Annotated in this window: 16 protein-coding genes; 2 read left to right on the top strand and 14 right to left on the bottom strand. The window is 39.3% G+C overall.

Annotated elements, in window-relative coordinates:
• Nucleotides 1-15 precede the first annotated feature (15 nt).
• From A5816_RS00300 to A5816_RS00265, 8 genes are all read right to left on the bottom strand, one after another.
• Nucleotides 16-1,734, bottom strand: coding sequence for a SpaH/EbpB family LPXTG-anchored major pilin (locus A5816_RS00300; RefSeq protein ID WP_086310440.1), 1,719 nt, complete (start codon nucleotides 1,732-1,734; stop codon nucleotides 16-18).
• Nucleotides 1,727-3,040: a pilin N-terminal domain-containing protein gene (locus A5816_RS00295; RefSeq protein WP_086310439.1), complete on the bottom strand. Its 1,314-nt coding sequence runs from the start codon at nucleotides 3,038-3,040 to the stop codon at nucleotides 1,727-1,729. Before A5816_RS00295 ends, A5816_RS00300 begins: the two co-directional genes overlap by 8 nt.
• On the bottom strand, nucleotides 3,040-7,548 hold the full coding sequence (locus A5816_RS00290; RefSeq protein ID WP_086310438.1) for a SpaA isopeptide-forming pilin-related protein: 4,509 nt from the start codon (nucleotides 7,546-7,548) through the stop codon (nucleotides 3,040-3,042). Before A5816_RS00290 ends, A5816_RS00295 begins: the two co-directional genes overlap by 1 nt.
• A 300-nt stretch (nucleotides 7,549-7,848) precedes the next feature.
• Nucleotides 7,849-8,367 (bottom strand): phosphatase PAP2 family protein, encoded by a 519-nt coding sequence (locus tag A5816_RS00285; RefSeq protein WP_086310437.1) that lies wholly within the window; start codon nucleotides 8,365-8,367, stop codon nucleotides 7,849-7,851.
• 1 nt (nucleotide 8,368) lies between these two features.
• Nucleotides 8,369-8,989: a YesL family protein gene (locus A5816_RS00280; RefSeq protein ID WP_086310436.1), complete on the bottom strand. Its 621-nt coding sequence runs from the start codon at nucleotides 8,987-8,989 to the stop codon at nucleotides 8,369-8,371.
• On the bottom strand, nucleotides 8,986-9,840 hold the full coding sequence (locus tag A5816_RS00275; RefSeq protein ID WP_002329578.1) for a carbohydrate ABC transporter permease: 855 nt from the start codon (nucleotides 9,838-9,840) through the stop codon (nucleotides 8,986-8,988). Before A5816_RS00275 ends, A5816_RS00280 begins: the two co-directional genes overlap by 4 nt.
• A complete protein-coding gene (locus A5816_RS00270) occupies nucleotides 9,837-10,748 on the bottom strand; it encodes a carbohydrate ABC transporter permease (protein WP_086310435.1) in 912 nt (303 codons plus the stop codon). Before A5816_RS00270 ends, A5816_RS00275 begins: the two co-directional genes overlap by 4 nt.
• Before the next feature lie 40 nt (nucleotides 10,749-10,788).
• Nucleotides 10,789-12,123 (bottom strand): ABC transporter substrate-binding protein, encoded by a 1,335-nt coding sequence (locus A5816_RS00265; protein WP_086310434.1) that lies wholly within the window; start codon nucleotides 12,121-12,123, stop codon nucleotides 10,789-10,791.
• Between the two features lie 207 nt (nucleotides 12,124-12,330).
• On the opposite strand from A5816_RS00265, the gene A5816_RS00260 reads away from it, so the two are divergent.
• Nucleotides 12,331-13,161 (top strand): manganese catalase family protein, encoded by an 831-nt coding sequence (locus tag A5816_RS00260; protein ID WP_002286789.1) that lies wholly within the window; start codon nucleotides 12,331-12,333, stop codon nucleotides 13,159-13,161.
• 61 nt (nucleotides 13,162-13,222) lie between these two features.
• Here the strand turns inward: A5816_RS00260 and A5816_RS00255 are convergent, their stop codons facing one another.
• A complete protein-coding gene (locus A5816_RS00255; RefSeq protein ID WP_086310433.1) occupies nucleotides 13,223-13,906 on the bottom strand; it encodes a helix-turn-helix transcriptional regulator in 684 nt (227 codons plus the stop codon).
• Between the two features lie 73 nt (nucleotides 13,907-13,979).
• Here A5816_RS00255 and A5816_RS00250 point away from each other — a divergent pair, with 73 nt between their 5' ends.
• Nucleotides 13,980-14,582, top strand: a complete 603-nt coding sequence (locus A5816_RS00250) for a flavin reductase (protein WP_086310432.1) — start codon at nucleotides 13,980-13,982, stop codon at nucleotides 14,580-14,582.
• A 207-nt stretch (nucleotides 14,583-14,789) separates the two neighbouring features.
• On the opposite strand, the gene A5816_RS00245 is transcribed toward A5816_RS00250, so the two are convergent.
• The 5 genes from A5816_RS00245 to A5816_RS00220 all read right to left on the bottom strand — a co-directional run bounded on the left by A5816_RS00245 (nucleotide 14,790) and on the right by A5816_RS00220 (nucleotide 19,389).
• The gene (locus A5816_RS00245; protein ID WP_010731963.1) at nucleotides 14,790-15,365 is read right to left on the bottom strand and encodes an SOS response-associated peptidase; all 576 of its coding nucleotides are present in this window, start codon (nucleotides 15,363-15,365) and stop codon (nucleotides 14,790-14,792) included.
• 725 nt (nucleotides 15,366-16,090) lie between these two features.
• Nucleotides 16,091-16,672, bottom strand: coding sequence for a TetR/AcrR family transcriptional regulator (locus tag A5816_RS00235; protein WP_002314525.1), 582 nt, complete (start codon nucleotides 16,670-16,672; stop codon nucleotides 16,091-16,093).
• A 182-nt stretch (nucleotides 16,673-16,854) separates the two neighbouring features.
• Nucleotides 16,855-17,481: a cysteine hydrolase gene (locus A5816_RS00230; RefSeq protein ID WP_002286816.1), complete on the bottom strand. Its 627-nt coding sequence runs from the start codon at nucleotides 17,479-17,481 to the stop codon at nucleotides 16,855-16,857.
• A 21-nt stretch (nucleotides 17,482-17,502) separates the two neighbouring features.
• Entirely contained in the window at nucleotides 17,503-18,831 is a 1,329-nt protein-coding gene (locus A5816_RS00225) for an FAD-containing oxidoreductase (RefSeq protein ID WP_086310431.1), read from the bottom strand.
• Between the two features lie 156 nt (nucleotides 18,832-18,987).
• The gene (locus A5816_RS00220; protein ID WP_002286825.1) at nucleotides 18,988-19,389 is read right to left on the bottom strand and encodes an organic hydroperoxide resistance protein; all 402 of its coding nucleotides are present in this window, start codon (nucleotides 19,387-19,389) and stop codon (nucleotides 18,988-18,990) included.
• Nucleotides 19,390-19,451 lie beyond the last annotated feature (62 nt).

Here is a 19,451-nt window from a genome sequence, read left to right as displayed (position 1 = left end):
GCTTATTTTTGTTGCTTATACTTCAGACTTCATTTTAGATTTACGGTACCAGCTGTAGGCCCCAATCATCAAACTTAGACCGATCAGCAAGAATGCTAAGATCCCGTTTCCTCCAGTAGAAGGAAGAAATCCTTGTCTTACGTTTGGTACGCGTGCTGCTCCTGGATACTCATAGTCCACAATCACAAGTTCATCATCATAGCTACCAAGTTCTACATTGAACTCTGTGAAAGCTGCTTCACCTGTTGGTAAAACATATCCTTCTGGTGCTACTGTTTCTTTCATAAAGTATGTTCCGTAATCTAATCCAACAACTTCGAAGTATCCTTGGTCGCGTGAGACAAATTCTGTTGCCTCTACACTATTATCACTTACCCAATCGATTGTGATTTCTTCTGCATCAGCACCTGACTCATAAACAGGTAAACGTACGCCATCTTTATAGAAAACAGCATAAGCAGTTTTCTCTTCGTTCCACAATTCAAATCTTGCACCGTCTAGTAAAGCATTGCTTGAAGCATCAAACTTTTCAAATCTTCTCCCGCCAGTCGTTACTTCTTCTGGTGGCACGCGACGTTCGTTGTAGTCATACTCGTCACCTCTACCGATTTCGATCAACGCTGTATTGTTATGGAATTCGTCTGCATTGATGACTGCGTTGACTTGCAAGTCATAGGTAACAGTCAATTCCCCGCCACGATGATTCCCTAATTTTTCCAGTGTTGCTGTGTTCGGTATACCTCCTGTTTCAAGAATGATCTCCACGACAAAACCGTTTCCTACTTTCGTTACTGTATAATCAGTACCTTCTACCAGTGTTGTATCTCCTGCCTGCACAAGGAGTTCCTGATCAAAATAACTCAAACCTTCTGTTGGCGTATCTGTGATCGTGAAATGCGTGATGACTGTTGTATTGTCCTCATTAAGTTCATCAATAAAGTAAGGAATCGGTGAAGTTATTGTATAAGAAACTGTTTTTCCTTTTTCCAAGTCAACATATCGGATCGTTTCTTCTTCACCATTTTCATTGCGAATAGTCACTGTTCTAACGTCCGCTTCATCTACATTCATTTCTTTGGAAGAATCTTGGATTTCATTTTTAGGATACAAGTGTACATCGGTGTTGTACGTATCTTTCCAAGAGGTTCCATCCCATACACCGCCAATAATATCTGGCATCATAACTGGCATCATGACAACCATTGGAGACGCGATTCTTGAAATATGAGCTGGTGAATATGTTTCTAAGAAGAGATAGACTTTATCTCTTAATTCTCCCGTTGTTTCAGTTACTTGTACCTTTTCAAAAACAGCTTCACCATTTTCGCCAGTCGTCTGCTTATCTATACTTTCGATACCATAAGATACAAACCATGCTGCTGTGTGATCTGATTGGATCAAAGCAATCGCAGCGGCAGGTTCTAACCCATCATCATCTATGTCAGTTGTTCTAGGGTCATCTTTCAGCAAATTATAATAGACATCTGTAACATCAAACATTTCAAAATCGACACCTGGAAGATTCTCATTGCCAAAATCATCTGATACCAACCCGCTGTTCGGTCGTTCTTCAGGCACAGTCGTGAATGCTTTTTTGTGTAATGTGATCGTCACTTCACTTGGTTTTTCCGTGACTTCTTCAGCGTGAACTAATTTTCCATTTCCAAAACTTCCTAATCCTACAGCTGCGAGCAACAGTGCACTCATCCCCATGGTCATCATTTTTTTATTCATTTTTTTCTCCCCGTTCTTTTTTTATTAATAAAACAGCACCTAACAACAAAAGGATTCCTAATAAAGAAATCAGTGTTCTTGCTTCATTGGTTTGTGGAAATACGGACCCTTTCACAGGTTGATTTGGATTGCTTGGTCCACTTGGTTCTTTCGGTTTGTCCGTTGTTTCTTTTATGGTCTCGTTATACACGCGTGGTGTTGCTGATTCATAGGCAGCGGCTGGAACTTTTCCGGATTCCAATTCAGCCATCTTCTGCCCATTGACCATTACATATTGCGGCTGTCCTTCTGCATCCACCCAAGATTCAGGGACAATGACCTCGATTCGCTTACTTGCTTCGTCCATTTCGTACCCTTCTACACTTTTCAATTCCTCAAAATAATAGGTACCAGAGGGCAAGAATCGTTGACCTGTCGTGACTAGACCGTCTTTATCTGAAATGAATTTGCTTACATTTTTATCATTCAAAGGATCGTTGTTTGCTGGTTTGATCCATTGATTTTTCAAGTCATTCGCAGGAGCCATGTCTAAATAATATTTTTCTCCTTCTATCATCTGATACAGAGCAAAAACAGCACCTTCTAATGGGTGTCCTTTTTCAGTTGTTCCTCTTTGTCGTCCATACTTGAAAAAGTATGGATCTCTTAAATAACCGACATTTTTAGGATAGATATGGATCTCTTGCAGTTCCTCGGTTGGTTCTGTTGGATGATAGATTGGCAAAACAGCAGCAATCGGGATCGCTGTTTGATCGATATCCACATTCAACCCGATTTCCGGATCAATTGATTCTTCAAAAATCAAATAAACTGCATCTCGATCTTGGTTTTTCTTAGGTACTTGGATGCGTGCAATCCCATCTCCTAATCCACCAACCGTATCTTTTCCAGTCGTTACCGACTCCCCAACCTGAGCAAGTCTTTCTTCTGTGATCAACTGACGGATATTGTTTCTGCTCGTTTCAGCGATTTGCTGGACAAATTCTCTAGAGGTCATGTTCTCAGCAGCTTTTTTGTCATGATAATAATCGGTCATATCGTAAACGGCGAATGTCGCTCCATTTAGTGGGACCGTCTGCGAAATGATATCTGCTGTTTTTCCCGCTTCCTCAGAGATAGCCAGACCGTCATTTTCATGGAATTCAAATTGGTCGTTATAATCGATATCTCGAATCATCCGTTTATGCAATACGAATTCCACAACGTCTTCCCCTAATTCTTCTGCCGACATCGTTTGAGGAAGAAGGACTGCTACAAATGGCAGTAAAACAAGTAATTGAAGCATCAAACACAACAGCTTTTTCATTACCTTGCCCCCTCCTTTTTAGATTGTCTGACATACAAACCATAGGCTGCACCGGCAAGTGCCACGAAGAATGCAGCAAGCAGGATATAGAATAATCGTCCGGATCCCCCTGTAGCAGGCAATGGATTTTCAGGATCATTCCCGACACTAAGCTGTAGCCTGATTCGGTTCGTATCCAAAAGTTCATATTCTAACTCTTGCTGCAGATCAGGAGTCTCTGCTTCTTCGTTTGGATAATAAGAGACCTCAACTTTTAGTGTCCCGGCTTCTTTTCCTGGAACGACCCGATCATTTTCCACTTCTGGTTCTTCTCGATAACTAATTTCTAAAATAAAGTAGCCTGGAAGTTTCCTGTAGCCGTCCGGCGACTTCACTTCCTTGATCCGATAGAATCCTTCCGTCAAATCCAAAGCATTGAATAGGGAAGAATCGTTTGGATCTGGTGCCAAGCCTCCGTCGATGAGTTCATAGTCTCCTGCATTATTTTGTTTCTCAATTGAAAATTCTGCGCCTTCAAGACGTCGACTACTCATACTGTCAACTTTCAAAAGTTCCAGATCGATTGGTGCTAGTTCATCTTCTAAGGTTACTTGTAATACACCATCGATGATGTCATAACCCTCCGGTAATGGAGCAGTTTCGTCTTCGATGACTGTCTCTCCAATAACAAATTTCCCTTCTTCGTTCAGGGCAAACTGGAATACTTGATCAGACAATTGATACCCATTTGGTGCAACAGATTCTGAGACCTCATATTCACCGATAGACAAGCGTAAAGGTTGACTGTATTCTAAATCGACATATTTCTCTACACCGACTGTATAAAGATAGAAGTAACCGATTCCAGATAAACGTTTCGATTCTTCGGGTTCTAACAGGTTGCCTGTGTATGCTCGGTACAGCGGGAAGGAAGAATCCCCTATTTTCCTGATATCAAAACCTGCACCATCTAAAGGATTGCCTTCATGATCTAATTTTCTAACTCGGATCTCCCGGTAATCAAACGTATTGTAAGCAGTGAATACCACCCATAATCGTCCCTCTTCGTCTGTTGAATAAGTGAGATATTGCCAGTTTGCTTCACCTGTTTGTCTAAGCTGGATGGTACCTGTCTCATTATCGTACAGTCGCAAGATCCATGTGTCGTTTTCGTCAGGTTCTTTGAAACCTTCTGGGCTTTTGTTTTCAACGATTTTGTATTCTGCATAGTTGGCATTTTCTTCATTGTCTATATGAATAAATGAATCTGGTTCTCCAATAGGATGAATGACTTTCTCACCCTCCACGAGCAAATATTCTCCATTTTCATTTACTGAATAGAACGTGAGCATTCCTTTCTCTTCGTCTGCTTCATTCGCACCAGAGATTCCTTTAGCTACCGGCGTTCCAATTTCAAGTCCGCTTCCATCGGTTTGATAAAGTTCAAACTCTGCCCCATTGATTGGCGTAGTGCTTCCTTCAATTAATTTATTGATGTTCATGTGGACTGGCTTGAATTCATTCCGCATTTCCAATTTGACATACAGCTCATCATAATCTGTTCCGTCTATGTTGGGCACTTGTACAACAGAAAGCTTGTGATACTCTCCTTCATAATAGGAATCTTGGTCTGTTCCTTCTGGTCCGCCAAACCTCGTTCCAGTTGTATTTTCGTCCACAAGCTCATAGTGCCCTAGCATCTCATCTTCGGAGGCTGCATATTTTTTGATCTGGAATTGATATGTCTCATCTACCAACTGATAACGTGGCGGTCCAGCGATCTCTCTGATCCAGAAAATATCACTGACAGCACCTGTTTCATCCCCCAGCACAGGGATCTTCGTTTCGAAGATTGCCATTCCATCCGCTGTAGTTCTACTTGTTTCGATTGGTTCGACCTCTCCAGCATCCGGATTTTGATCGTATAATGCAAATTCGACTCCTGCTAAAGGTTCCCCATTTTGCCCTGTTTTGCTAACTTGGAAATTACGGTCTTTGTGTTCATAACGAATAGAGGACGTTGGGAAATACATTCGACCAGAGGTGATATCGTTATCATAATCTTCCAGATTTTGGATATATGCCTGATTATTTACAGCATAGAAATTCCCGTCTTGTGCTCCTGCATCCAATTTTACTTGATAATTGATTCTGACCATTTCTCCTTCACCTAACGAGATTGGAGAAAATTTATAGGCTTGGTTTTCTCGCCCAACGTACGTTGTTGGTGTCGCTACTACTTCTGGTGGTGCTTGTCCATGACGCGCTTCATCCCATATTTCTGGCTCTTGGTACTTCATGCCGTTTTCTCCTGGATCTAGATGGTAAAACTGGATATCCGCCGATCTGCCAGCTCCAAACGGTGAAACATTAAATCCAGTTTCATCATAAAGTGTGGCTTGCTGGATCGTTTTCTTGAAGGTAGAGGAGATATCCTCTAAGGCTGTAATGATGTCATTCTTGTTGTTCGCATCGTAATAACGCGGTGTTGTGCCATCATCATTTAAATCAGCAATGTTTTTTAATACATTTCGTCCGATTGCATCGAGTCTCTGTCTGCCGGCAATACTTCCGTCGATTCCTAACCCAATGGAGAAAATACTAGGTGGGTTCTCTTGGTACTTGTTTTTCAGCCAATGATGATATGCAACAGTATTGATGGCTGACGACTTTTCTTGTGAAGTTGGACTACCGTTAGTATCATTGCTTGCGCTTCCTGTACCAACCCAGTGAATCGCTTTATTATCACCTTCTTTTACTTCTCCGTAACGGTATTCCACATTTGTCCCATTAACAGGACGGTCAAAGTCAGATGCGTAGGTAAGTGGATAAGCAAATCCAGCATTAGATGTATTCCCAGAAAAGGTTTCAAAGTTTTTGAACAAATCACCACGATCTACGGCAATCTTATCCCCCATGACACTCCAACTGCTCCAAGCTCCCCAAATACTTGTACGAGATCTTGTTTGGATCGGTGCATAACTGAAGGTGGGTGTTCCGTCTCCTACGACGATCAGGATCTTTTCTGGATTTCTATTTTCTCCGCCGTTATCCGCATACAATGTTTCATAACCATTTTTAAGTCCTAGTGTAAGCGGCGTTCCTCCGATTGGTGTACGATTCAGTGCTGTATTCTCACTACCTGTTAGACGATTGATGTCATTTGTCAACGGAAAGATGTCCGAACTGATTTGTTCCTGGTTATTGATGACTGTACTATTATGATAAAAATTCACCATACCGATCCGAATATCCATATTTGGGTCGGATAGCAGATTTTCACTAATTTCATTTACAGCTTCTATCAGTGCCGCATTTTTACTTTGTCCTCCGCCTTCCAGTGTCCCTTCATTCATACTAGCTGATTTATCTAGAACAAAAACGATATCGATTGGACTGATTTCTTGTTTCTCACTTCCAATCACATCTAGATAAACGTTATAAAGTGTCGTTGCATCTTCAGGATGTAAGTCAGCCGTTGGATTGTTAGAGGGAACTGGTTCTACCCATTTTTTGATATATGCCCCGTTATAATCCAAGTAACTGTTTTCAAAATTCCGTTCATCTCCCCAAAGCTGAACAGTTTGCGCTGGAACATTTACATCTTCTTCGCTTGCAGTTGATCCATTATCAGCCGCATAGTCGTAATTTCGCCAGTTCGCTCCCCCGATTGTGTAATCACTATCATCGATTAAGTTCTCTCCATCATATGGTGAGCCTTTTTCTCCCTGATAGCGTTCATTGCTTTGTGACCAATTTCCTAATACTTTCGTATAGTCATTCGTTGTAAATCGTGGATAGCGGTGCTGATCGTTTTCATCTATTCCGCTAGGATAGATATATTCATACGGATCTTGCGTAGCTGTTGGTCCAAGACGCTCTAAAATACCGTTGAATAACCGGCGTTGAATGCGTTGGAGTGCTTGACCGCTGGGCACGATTGGTGCGTCCAGCTCTTCCGTTTCATTTTCTTCGCTACGTTGATTTTCAGCGGAATCCTCTGTATCTGTTTCATTTTCTTGTAATTCTTGATTAGCTATTCTTTCATCGACCACCACTTGAAGAGGTAGTTCCCCTTCATTTACATCTGGAATCTTTTCTGTTTCAAAAACCAATGTGCCGGTCTCAGCTTCTTTTGAATAAAATTTTCCGACATACCATTCTTGACCATCGATTGTCTCGACTTTTAAGTCTTCTCCATCTTCATCGTAAGAGGAGAGACCTGTTCCCCGAGCGTTTTTTACAGTACCAATTCCGGCAGCAGCTGTATCGATTGCTAAACGTATTCTACCTTCGTTCGCACTCTCTTTCTTTTCAAAAGCCAGATGCCATTCAAACGTTTCTTCTTTTTCGATATACCTCCCTTCGATTTTTGCATAGTCCTCATCTAGAAATACCTCATCCTCCTTCACTTCTGTTGACTCAGCAGCTACATCCAATGCTGTCATATGATAGACAGACTGGAAATACGGTCCAAATAGCAGGCTGACAGCTGCTAACTGCAAAAGCTTCAATTTTACCCCTTTCACATTCTTATACTCCTTTCTAAACCATGTGCCTTCGTTCACAACAAACACCAAAAACAGCATCTATCTAATTATAATCTAATTTAATTTTAACTTTAAATCAAACGATATCCATTTTAGTTAAAAAACACCAATTATACAACACTTATTATCAAAATTAGATTATAAAGTTTTATAACGTTCTCATTTAACAGAACTTAAGTTATTAAGACAGGGAAATAATCCCCGACTGTTTACTTGAAAAACAAAAAAATAAAGCACGAATGCGTATTTACGCACTCATGCTTTATTCATGCAATTGATTCAGATAACGGCAGCACACAAGATACCGATAACACTACCTAAAATAGCTCCTCCTAAAACATCAGTAGGATAATGTAAAAGTAAAAAAATTCTTGAATAAGCGATCAAACAAGCAAATAGAAAAGCTAGTATTCCTGCAATACGACTTAACTCGAACAACGCTGCTACAGATAAAAAAGCAAGTGCCGTATGCCCTGAAGGAAAAGAAGAAGTCTTCGGTTTACTTGTGTAAAGGACAAGCCGACGATTTTTTTCATAGGGTCGTTTCCGCCTTGTCGTTTTTTTAATGAGAAGTAGTCCAACAAAAAAATAGATTAGACTGCCTATAAGAATAGCTAGACCATATTCTCTTGTATCAGGTACCAAAACTAAAACTGCAGCAAGGAGTAGCCAAATAAAACCGCCATTAGAGATATTACTGATAAACTTCAAAAAATTGATTTTCCGATTGTCCGTTTCTCGTTGTTTAGCAAACTTATTGATAATACTATCATCGATTTTAGCAATCAAACGCAGCATGTTATTCCTCCTTTTTAAGACCCTTTTCTTGCGTACGATGGATAAAAAGCAGGACTTGAAAATAAAACAAGAAGCTGAAACCTAATAAAGCAAGGTAGATTGGTCCTGCAAACCATAATGCAACCAGAAGTATCGACGTACCTGCTAAATAGAAAAGTGCACTTTTAAAATCATTAAAAAACAAGAAAAATGCTGCAATCCAAGAGACTTCTTTTTGATTTTCCAGTTGAAGCAAGATTTTGTAACTAAAAAGAACAGCACTTAATAGAAGCAAAAACAACGTAGTATACATCAATGTATAGCCAATTCCCCCACCCAAATAATGGAAAATCCGATAATCGATGAATAAAAGAAGAAAATAACTACTTGCTAAACTATCTTGCTTTCCATAAAGAGAAATATTCTCACGAAACTTCTTCCAGTATAATGAACTGAGCTTTTTCTCTTCATTTTTTTTGTAATAATAAATCATATACAGAACTGTTCGACCTGCTGTTCCTAATGTGAAAACAGGCAAGACGCACAGGAACCACAGTAGCTGTAACTGGATAAGACGTGGAATCCATTCAATGATTTCTAAGAAATAATCATTGGCTCTTTTACCAATCGACCGATTCATCATCCTTTTGATCCTCCTGTCAAATCCATTCCTTCAATGAAATAACGCTGTGCAAAAAAGAACAGCAAGATCGTCGGGATCAAGACAAGTGTTGCTCCTGCCATCAGATAATTCCATTGTGTCGTCGCTTGGTTCTGAAAAACTTGCAAGCCAATCTGCAACGTGTATTTTTCTTGATCTTGGATATATAACAGAGGACCTAAGAAATCATTCCAAGCCGCGTTGAAGGAATTGATTGCAATCGTGATCAAAGCAGGTTTCGTCAATGGAAGCATCAAATGACTCCAAATGTACAAATGATTCGCTCCGTCGATTTCAGCAGCTTCGATCAATTCATTATTGATCGATAAGTAAAATTGACGCATCAGAAATATATTGAACGCATTGCCGAAGAACGATGGAACGATCAGAGGCAAATAAGTACCTACCCAGCCGATCTTGGAGAATAATACATATTGAGGAATCATCGTTACAAACCCCGGGATCATCATCGTAGAAAGAACCAAAGCAAACATCAGCTTTTTCCCAGGAAAATCAAGCTTCGCAAATCCATAAGCAATAAAAGAATTCGAAAGGACATTACCGATCACTACCAACACAGTGATGAATAATGTATTTCTTGCATATCGCCAAAAAGGAAATGCGGCAATCGTATCCAGATAGTTTTCCCATACGATTTTTTCTGGGAAAAAGGTCGGAGGATAACGAACGATTTCTTCCATTGGTTTCAATGAAGTAAATACCATCCAAAGCAATGGAATGAGCAAAATAATTCCTATTATCGTCATAAGCACATAGCTTAGCATCTTTTTTGATTGCCGATTCACACTGGTCTTTTTAAAATAATCCATCATTTGCCGTCACCTCCAGAATAATAGACCCATTTAGGTGCAAGCTTCAAATTGACGAAGGTCAGAACCAAAACGATCAGAAATAGGATCATCGACATAGCCATCGCATATCCCATATCAAAAGCGACGAACGCCTTGTTCCACATATGCAGATTATAAAAAAGCAAGGAATTTGCAGGTCCACCTGTTCCATTCTTCGTCATGACATAAGCTTCTTGAAAAATTTGGAAAGAACCGATCGTAGAGGTGATCACATCGTAAAAAATAATAGGAGTGATTAATGGCAAAGTAATACTTTTGAACTTTCCCCAAACGCCTGCTCCATCGATTTCTGCTGATTCATATAAAGATCTAGGAACATTTTGTAATGTAGCTAAGTAAAGTAGCATTGCTCCTCCAGAGCTCCATATTTTCATCAAAATCAACGCAGGTTTCGTCCATTGTGGATCAAACAACCAAGCTGGTCCAGCGATATGGAACCAGCCCAGAAATGTGTTGATCAATCCTGCAGATGGAGAAAGCAGCTGCATCCATAAGATGTAGACTGCTACTCCTGATAAGACTGCCGGTAAATAGAAAACTGTACGGAATACACTGATTCCTTTGATTTTTTGATTGAGTACTGTGGCAAAAAACACACTGAAAATCGTCGTCAGCGGTACATTGAAGATGACGAAATAAACGGTGTTGTATAACGATTTCCAAAATAAATCATCATGAACGAACATTCTTTTGAAATTTGCTAGACCAATAAAATTCATCTTGGATGTCAAATTATAATCGGTGAAACTACCAATAACTGAAAAAAGCATAGGCCCTAGCATAAAGATTAAAAAACCGATAATAAAAGGCGAGATAAATAAATAGGCCCATCTTGCTTCTTTTTTCTTTCGGATAGATAAACGCTTCAAATTTTCTTGCCTCCTCTGTACCTAGACAGTCAAAAACGGATTATTGATTTTGCTTGACTAAGTTCTCTACTGCTTTTTGTGCATCTGCCAATCCTTCTTTTGCTGATTTTGTTCCTAAAAGAATCTGGTCGATCTGTTCATTCACTAATGTCGTATAATCCGGTGCATCTAAAGGAACTGGTGTGATCACCGTATTTTCAAAATTTTCGTCCGCCATTTGATAGATCATTTTCCCTTTGTCCGTTAGGTTGTCATTATTCACTAATTTCTCATTAGCTGTCTTGCTTGCCATGATATCAAAACTTTTTTCGCCGAATTTTTCTTGTACTTCTGGAGAAGAAAGATATTTGATGAATTCATAAGAGGCTTCAGGATCTTTTGCTCCGTATGGTACTTCTAAGACGAATCCGCCACCCCATGACCAATGACCTGAACCTTTCTCTTTTTCTGGAAGCTGCATCACGCCAAAATCAAAATCATCCGGTGCGTTTTCCATCAAGCTAGAGTAATAATTGATGTTTTGGGCGCGCATGGCTACTAATCCAGAAATAAATGGATCAGACACACCAGAACCAAATTCTGCTTCTAATTTGTTGATTGTATTTTTTCCATAATAATCTTGCCAGTCTTGGATCCATTCCAAGGCTTCCACTTTGTTTTTAGTATCAATCTTGACCTTTTCGTCCTTATCAAACCAACTAGTCCCGTTGTCTGCGTTTAATGCCCATACATCAGCACCTAAATTCCATAATGGATAAAAACCGATACGCGTAAACTCTTTTCCTTCTTTTTTATCTAGTTTACGTGCTGTTTCTTCTAATTCATCCCAAGTTGTCGGTAGATTTTGTTCGCTGATCCCAGCTTCTTTAAATAACTTTTTATTATAAAAAATGACTTGTGTATCTGTATTGAATGGGATGGCGTAAGGATCACCTTTATATTCTACTGTGTCCCAAAGCTGGGGATAAAAATCCTTAGAAGTGTCTTTATCTACATACTCGGAGAGATTAGTTGCTTGCTGTGCTTCTGCTCTTTGGGCAACGGAATTTATATCCTGTACAATAACATCAGGTGCATTTCCAGCCGTTATTGCAGATAAAGATTTGGTCCAAATATCCCCCCATGGCTGATACTTATAATTTACATGGATCTCGTCTTGTGATTGGTTGAAATCCTCAATGATTTCTTCGATGGCTTCTTTTCGTGCGCCCGACCCCCAAAAGGACCAGAAATCAATATTTTTTCTTCCATCACTTGTTTTTTCAGAAGAATTTGCTGCACTTGAGCTAGCATCGCTTGTATTACTTGATCCGCATCCTCCTAATAAAAACAATGCTGAACTTGCCAGCAATCCTGTAAACAATAATTTTTTCATATTTTACCTCCAAATTTTAATGTAACCGATGTCGGTTTTAATATAACGATATCATTTTGTTCTGAAAATAACAATTTATAAGGTATGATTCTCGAAAAATTATTAATGATACCAACACTTCATATAATTCGCGAGCGTTTTCTTTGAATTTTTTAATCTTTCGTAGCAGAATGAGAATGTATTAAAAATAGATTAGGAGGAATTTTGATGTTTAGACACCAGAAAGAATTGCAGTTTGAAGCAAAACCAGATCGTCCGAATCCATTAATCGCGAAATATCTGCAGGAGCTGATCGGCGGCCAATATGGCGAGATGAGTGTAGCTATGCAGTACCTGTTCCAAGGTTGGAGCTGCCGAGGAGAAGAAAAATATAAAGATATGCTGATGGACATTGCAACAGAAGAAATCGGCCACGTGGAAATGTTGGCGACAATGGTTGCTCGTTTATTAGAGGGTGCGCCTGTTGAAGATCAAGAAGCAGCGATGCAAAAAGATCCAACAATCGGTGCCATTATCTCTGGAATGAATCCACAGCACGCGATCGTAGCTGGCTTAGGACCTCGTCCTGCTGACAGCGTGGGCAATCCATGGAGCGGTGCCTATATCATTGCGAGTGGCAACTTGTTAGCAGACTTTAGAGCTAATTTAAATGCCGAATCACAAGGAAGACTTCAAGTAGCACGTATTTACGAAATGATCGATGATCGTGGCGTAAAAGATATGCTGTCTGTTCTCCTTGCAAGAGATAGTTATCATCAAAACCTATGGGAATGTGCAGTGAAAGAATTAGAAGAAAAAGAAGGTTCGATCTTAGTCCCAAGTACTTTCCCGCGTGACAAAGAACGAAAAGACATTGCTTATGACTTCTATAACTTCTCAGAGGGAGACCAAAGTAGTGAAGGTTCTTGGGCTAGTGGCAAAGCACTGGATGGCGAAGGCGAATATCAATGGTTGAAAGAGCCTAAGATCGAAGGCGCTGCACCAAAATTAGAACCAGTAACACCAAAAATGTATGGGACACCTCCATTCAAGAAATAAGAAAAAAAGGTTGTGACAAGATTTTTGTCACAACCTTTTTATTGTATTAGAAACGACTTTCCTATTGGCTCGATTCAAATTTCTTGAAAAATAAATTCCCTTCAGCAGTTAAGCGAACACCTCTGTTTTCTGGATTCAATGTGATATATTCTTTCTCTTTACACCATCGGAAAAACGCGTTCCCGAGATTTCCTCCTAAATGAAATGTTCGTTCTGTCCAATCTAAGCAAGGCTTCACAAGTGCGCCAGATTGTTTTTTCAGTGCGTCAATATCTATTCCTAAGTCTTTGAAATAACAAACGCCTTCTTCTGTAAGTTCCACATGATGGTTTTCCATCACAAGATAGTTGTTTCGAAGGAGAAAGTTGAAAAAAACTACACCTATCACACCGGCTAAATGCCGATAACAAGATCTTCCTGCTTTTAATTCACTATATTCTTTGTTTTCATTAAATGATTTGATCGGTTTAACCGGACTAACTACCATAAGATTTTCTAACAAATCAGCGATTTCCAGAGATGATAATCGATAATAGACATTTCTTCCCTGTTTATAAGACATCACCCAATCAAGAGAAAGAAGTTTTTTTATATGATAAGATGCCGTGTGATCTTTTATTTTTGCTTTCTTTGCTAGTTCATGCACGGTATGGAACCTTCCATCCATCAATAAAGTAAGGATCTCAAGTCGCGAATGATCTGCTAAGAGTTTAGTCGTTTGCTGAAGATCAGGAAATCCAGCCATTTTTTTCTCTCCTTTCACACATCGATGAGCATCGAGGAATAAGCTTAGTATACTATATTCAGAGGTGAGGATTATGTTTAAAAAAATGGAAAAAGAAAGTTTCTATTACGGATTTCCCGTCGTGCTGATGACGACTAAGGATGAAATGACTGGTAATGACAACCTTACGCCAATCAGCTCCACTTGGACACTTGGCAAAACGATTGTCATTGGGATCAGTATGCACAGTAAAGGGTATACAAATTTAAAAGTGGGACATGCCGCTACCTTCAATCTTGCAGATAAAACGCTTTGGGAAAAAATCGAGAAAATCGCAAAGACGACAGGCCATCCTATCATGCCCGATTATAAACAAAAAGCTGGCTATTCCTTTTGCTCTAACAAATTTCGATTGGGAAAGTTCACAAAACTAGCAGGTGAAGAAGTTGCAACTGTTCGGATCAAAGAATGCCCGATTCAAATAGAAACGTTGGTTCAACGAATTTCAACTAGAGAAGACTTTGCTATTGTAGAATGTGAGATCGTAGCTATTTTTGTAGAAGAAGGGATTTTACATGATCCAACTCATATCAATGTGGATAAATGGCAACCTCTTATCTATAAATTCAGAGAATATACAACTGCCAACCAGTCGTTAAGTTTGAATTTTAGATTCCAAGAATTCAAAGAGTCATAATGATAAACATCGTTAGGTATAAACAAAAAAAGACTCGCAGCACGAGTAAAAAACAAATAGAAGCTATACACCTTAGAAAGGTCGATTTTGACTCTATAGATGCAGTATATGCAGCTTATGAGCATTTCTTCTGTTCTCTTTGTTTTTGGGATCTGTGCTGAAGTCTTTTTTGTTTTTTGCCGCTCTTTCTTTGAAAAATCGATTATGTTATACCTTCTCCATTACTAATTCAGGTATCTGCTGAGTAATGATTTTTCGCGCAAAAGAAATATCTGTTATCCAAGGTTCGATTTGTTCTTCAGTCAAGACAAGCGGCATTCGGTCATGGATTGGTGCAACTGTGCGATTAGGTTCAGTAGTCATTATGATCGATTCTGCCGTTTTTTCATCGTGATGGCTACGATAAAAGCCGCCAATATACACTATTTTTTCCTTATTTGAAAACATAAATTTGTCTTTTTCTTCATTCCACTCATAAAAGCCGCTCATTGGGAAAACACAACGATTTTGCAAAAATGGTTGATGAAAGGTCTTTTTTTCTTCTACTGTCTCTGCTCGGGCATTGATCATCAATTGTCCTTTTTTAAATCCGGTAAATCCCCACTTCATGATTTCCGGAGTGAGATTGTTTTCTTCCTCTTTTCTTAATGTCACAACAAGATTTGACGGAAAAATTTCTCCAGCTGCTAATTTTGCTGCCTGTTCCGGTTGTTTCTTCTGGGCTTCTCGATAATAGTTCTGAAGGAGCTCCGACTCTAGATCAAAAAAATAACGACCACACATCCTAATACCTCCCCCCTCTTTTTTTCTATCATACACTGCAACAAGAAGTTCACACCAACAAAACGCTTTCAATGAATGGAGAATTAAAAAAGTTGTGACAAACTCTCCAGTAAACGTTTTTCTCCTGCCAACTCCTCGGTCACAAGTCACAATATCCATCAAACATGAGAAGCTGTTTTTTTGAAATTGCTCCTTGTGACTCAGAGTGAAACGGCAGGTTCACGACCTCTGGGTAAACGGTGTTCAAAAGCCAGTTTCTCGGTATTAAGCCAAATTTATGCAAAAATGTAGAAAGCCATTTTCACAAAATTTTTCTTAATACTCGAAACTAAGCGACTTTTTTACAATCTCTTCCTTAAACGGTGTTCAATCAGCTAACCTTCGGTAATAAGCCCAACCAAACGAAAAATATGAGGAGCTATTTTTATTTGGCTGTTCTTATTACTTGATGCAGGGCAGCTTTTTCACAACCTCTCCACTAAACGGTGTTCAATCAGCTAACCTTCGGTATTAGCTCAAAAAACGGCAAAATATGAGGAACTATTTTGCCGTTTGTTTCTCTAATACTCAGGTCAAAGCGCTGATTTCACAGCCTCTTATACACGGTGTTCCAGAAGTAGCTTCTTCGAAAAATAAGCCGAAATTTCACAAAAATTTGAGAAGCAATTTTCGTAAATTCCTTCTTATTTCTTGAAGCTGACCACTTCTATCACAACCTCTAATTATTAAAGAACCTTTTGCGAAGTTAACAATCTTTCTTTGATCAATTGGAAATTCTGTCTAAGTAGTGATAGATCTTGTGTGACTTTCAACAATAAGATACTGCCCTGGATTTCAGCAATCAACGCTTTGGCTTGACGGTCTGCCTCTGCATCGGACAGTTTTTCTTCAGAAAGTGCCAAGATATTTTGTTTCGTATACTTGACCCATTGATTGACTAATTCTAGTAGCAATAGACGGAATTCTTCATCCACTGTACTCAACTCAATAATCAAATTCCCCACAGGACAGCCATGATAAGTGATTTGTGCCTCATGATCAGCGAAAATCCAATCCAACATTTCTTCTAATGCTTCTTCTGGCTGTTTTCCAGCATTTAAGATGTCTTCAAACAATTCTGTCTGCCACACGTCCATATGCGCATGGATCACCGCTAGACAAACTTCTTTTTTTGAAGAAAAGTAATAATAAAATTGCCCTTTCCCCGTATCAGAAGCTGCTAGAATATCCCGGATCGACGTTTCATGATAGCCTTTTTTATAAATAAGATCTTTGGTCGCTTCCAAGATCTTTTCCTTTGTTTTCAATGATATTCTCCTTTTTCATCTCTCATAGTCCTATATTATACAATAAATTCATCATTTTATCTTCCTAATCGTTTAAAAAAGACTGTGCCAAATTATCTGACACAGCCCTCACTATAAAACTGTTCTCTTGTAGCTAGATGTTCATTGATTCAAGAACTGCGAGGACAAAAGCAGTTCCTATCTTATGATAGTTGCTCTAATACTTCCTCTGTTGTCATCACTTGGTCTGCAATAAAACCAAAGTTCGTCAACGCTGCGTCCATTGCTTCTTGGCCAGGAGCACCAATTGCATCTGTCGCTACAACAACATTGAATCCACTCTCTACTAATTCACGCATATGGGAATCGCTACACAAGTTTCCGTTCATTCCACCGAGAATTACTGTGTCGATTCCATTTTTTCTCAATTGGAGCGCCAAATCATTGCTTTCTGGTCCAAAGATTTTATGAGGAGAGCTGATGATCGTATTTTCATCCAAATAAGGTTTCAATTCTTCGATAAAATCGGCTCCTGAACCTTCTTCCACTGATTCATATTGACTTTTTCTAGCAAACATCTGCTGCTCAAGCATCATATGTTCTCCTGCACCGCCAAATTGCCATTTATGGTCATGTGGATAAAAATAATGAGGAGAAATAAAGAGTTTGTATCCTTTTTCTTTTGCTTGTTTTACCATTTCAATCATATTTTCGATCGTATTGTATTTTTCTAAGATATCTTTTGTCAAACCAAAGCCACCGCCTGCTGGTTTCAAGAACTCGACTTGCGGGTCAGTTAGAACTACTGCTGTATTTTTGTTGTTGAACATGATAAATTCTCCATTCGTTATTTATTTTAATACATCATTTAGAGCTTCACTCATTGTTGGATGAGAATAGATTTGATCTCTCAATAACGTATAAGGAAGTTTTCCATTCATAGCTAGCGAAATCAAGTTGATGACTTCATGAGAATCTTCCGCATAGATACTTGCACCTAGAATCAAGTCAGTTTCAGGATCAACTAAAACTTTGAATACCCCTTTAGGATCTTCTAATACTTGTGCTTTAGGAACACCGCTTGTCATATACTTGAATAATTTGTAATTGACGCCTTGAGCTTTGGCTTGTTTTTCTGTTAATCCTACATTGGATAAAGTTGGAGTGATAAATACACTGTAAGGCACAGCTTTCCGGTTATTCGTTGTTCGTGTATTCTCGCCTTTCAACTGATCCATGATAATTCGATAATCATCTAGAGAAATATAAGTGAACTGCAGTCCGCCTTTTACATCTCCAATCGCCCAAATGTTTTCCGCATCTGTACGAAGGTATTCATCTACAGCGATTGCTCCGCGATCGGTCAGTTTAACATCTGTATTTTCTAATCCAAGAGAAGCTGTATTAGCTTTTCGACCAGTTGCAGCCAAAACTTTTGACGCTTGGATTGTTATTTCTTGTCCATCTTCTGTAAAGGTAACGGCAGCTGTTGATTCTTGGTCTGCTACTTCATCGACAGTCACACCTAAGTGGAACTCGATCCCTGCATTCGTCAAATCTTCTAAAATCATTTGTGCGATGTCTTCATCTTCACGAGGAAGAAATTCAGGATGGGCATCAAGAACGACAACTTTAGATCCGTATTCATTGAACATTGATGCAAATTCCAGACCAATATATCCAGCCCCAATGATCACTAATTTTTCCGGTAATTGTTCCTGATCCATTGCTTGCGTAGAATCAATCAAGTAGCGACTTGTATTCAATCCCTTGATTGGTAAAATGATTGGTTCAGAACCAGTATTGATGAAAATCCGTTCGCCTTCAACAATTACTTTTTCACCATTATTCGTCACTTCGATTTGATGGTTAGAAAGAAAACGTGCTGTACCGTCCATCACTGTCCCAGTCGCCTCATCGCTGATCATATGATAATTTTTGGCACGAAGCATGCCCGTCAATTTTTCTTTCCGAGCAACAGCCTCTGTAAAGTCGATTCCTCTTTCTCCATTGAAAATCAATGATTTAGAAGGAATACAGCCGATGTTGATACATGTTCCGCCATACATACGTGTTGACTTTTCAACGACTAAAACCGATTCGCCTTTTGAGGCTAACGCCTTCGCTAAAGTCTTACCGCCCTTTCCAAAACCGATCACAATATTTTGATATTTTTCCATCCTTTTTCCCTCGCTTCTTTTTTACCTACCGATTGGTACAAAAATATGATAACCGATAATCGTCTATTTTCCAAATCATCTGCTTTGTTTGTCAAAAAAACCAGACAAAAAGCGGTCCTTTCACGTTTTTAGTCTGGTTCGATTTCCTTTATTCTTCTAAACAATCGTTACTTCTACATCGATATTTCCTCTAGTTGCTTTGGAGTAAGGGCAGAATTCATGCGCATCTTCTGCAATTTTTTGGGCTTCTTCTTCGCTGATGCCATCGATATGCACTTCTAATACTACACCGATCTGATAGCCGCCATCATCTAAATTATAAAGAGAGACACGTGCTTTTACTGTGGACTCTGCTGTCATTCCTGCTTCTTTGATCATATGTTGTACCGCCCCATTGAAACAAGAAGCATACCCTGCTGCAAATAATTGTTCTGGATTTGTTCCTTCTGCATGGATTCCCGGAGGAGTGATTTTCATATGCATCGAGCCATTGGGTGCCTCGACCTCTCCATTGCGCCCGCCATGGTTGATCATTGCTGTTTCGTATGCTTTTTTCATTGTACTGCTCCTTTCGATTGACCATTTGCTACTTGCTATAATTATAGTGTATGACAAGTAAG

Origin of the sequence: Enterococcus sp. 3G1_DIV0629 (assembly GCF_002141285.1) — a bacterium.
GTDB classification, from domain to species: domain Bacteria; phylum Bacillota; class Bacilli; order Lactobacillales; family Enterococcaceae; genus Enterococcus_B; species Enterococcus_B lactis.
Note: the sequence above shows the minus strand (reverse complement) of the source record. Positions and strands in the feature narration are given on the sequence as shown.